Below are 1,453 nucleotides of genomic sequence, written 5' to 3'. Positions count from 1 at the left end.
CCTAGTAGGGCTTTGTTAGGTACCCCAACTGCCGTTCTACGAGTAGCCTGTGATCTTGTATCAGGTGTGACACCTGAGGAGATGGACGAGGTCCGTCCGCGCTTGGAGGCGTTCGCGGCCGAGATGCTCGGTTCGCTCGCGCGGCGGGATCAGCGGGCCAAGGGCGGGCTGTATGTGCGCGGGCTGATGCTGGACGGCAAACGCAAGTCGATGCTGCCGATGGCCGAGCGCCTGGGCGTGGACCACCAGCAGCTGCAGCAGTTCATCTCCTCCTCCACCTGGGACTATGTCGAGGTGCGGCGGCGGGTTGCCCGGTGGGCGGCGGCGCATATCGCCCCGGAGGCGTATGCGATCGACGACACCGGCTTCCCCAAGGACGGGTACGACTCTCCCGGGGTGGCCCGGATGTATTGCGGCGCCTTGGGCAAGCGCGGCAACTGCCAGATAGGCGTGAGTGTCAACCTGGTCAGCGACCACGCCTCGGCCGCCGTCAACTGGCGGCTGTTCATCCCGGACAGCTGGGACGATGCCGCCGCAGCGGACGACAGTCTGCTGGCCGAGGCGATCCGCCGACGCCGCCGACGAGCAGGCATCCCCGACCAGGTCCGCCACGAAGAGAAGTGGCGCCAGGCGCTTGAGATGCTTGACGAAGTCCGCGACCAGTGGGAACTGCCCGACCTGCCGGTGGTCGCCGATGCCGGTTACGGCGACGCAACCGGCTTCCGCCTGGGCCTGACCGAGCGTGATCTGCTCTACGCGGTCGCCGTCAAGGGCACCACGACCGCCTACCCTGGCGAGGCCGTGCCCGAGCGACCGCCCTACAGCGGCCGGGGCCGCCCGCCCCGCTCGGCCTACCCGATGCCGCACAGCACACTGCGCGCCCTCATCCTGGCCGCCGGGCGGAGCGCCGCCCGCACCGTCACCTGGCGACAGGGCACCAAGACCGGCCCGCGCAACCCACGAGCCGACATGCGCTCGCGCTTCGTGGCCCTGCGCGTGCGCCCGGCCAACCGCGACATCCCCCGTGATGTGGACGGCTCGCTGCCCGAATGCTGGCTGCTGGCCGAATGGCCACCCGGCGCCGCCGAGCCCACCGACTACTGGCTGTCCACCCTGCCCGCCGACACCCCGCTGCGTGAACTGGTCCGCATCGCCAAGATCCGCTGGCGGGTCGAGCACGATTACCGCGAGCTCAAGGACGGCCTCGGGCTGGACCACTTCGAAGGCCGCAGCTACCTCGGCTGGCACCGGCACGTGACCCTGGCCGCCCTCGCCCAGGCCTTCTGCACCATGCTCAGGCTCGACCCAAAAGTCCTTGCGCCGGCCTGACCCTCTACGCGGTCCTCCGCGAGTTACAGAAGATCCTGGCCACCTGGACCGGCGCCTGCTCGATATGCGGCCAGCCCGCCCCCACACCCGAAGCCCACCACAGAACCTAACAAAGCCCTACTAG

General features: G+C 69.3%; 1 protein-coding gene. It reads left to right on the top strand.

Translation table 11 applies throughout. From position 1 onward, the window contains the following. Positions 1-66 precede the first annotated feature (66 nt). The gene (locus ABTY98_RS42175) at positions 67-1,329 is read left to right on the top strand and encodes an IS701 family transposase (RefSeq protein ID WP_502994508.1); all 1,263 of its coding nucleotides are present in this window, start codon (positions 67-69) and stop codon (positions 1,327-1,329) included. The last annotated feature ends 124 nt before the right edge of the window (positions 1,330-1,453 follow it).

The organism is Streptomyces sp. NPDC096040 (assembly GCF_040303265.1).
Taxonomy (GTDB): domain Bacteria; phylum Actinomycetota; class Actinomycetes; order Streptomycetales; family Streptomycetaceae; genus Streptomyces.
This window is presented reverse-complemented; position numbering and strand designations above follow the sequence as displayed.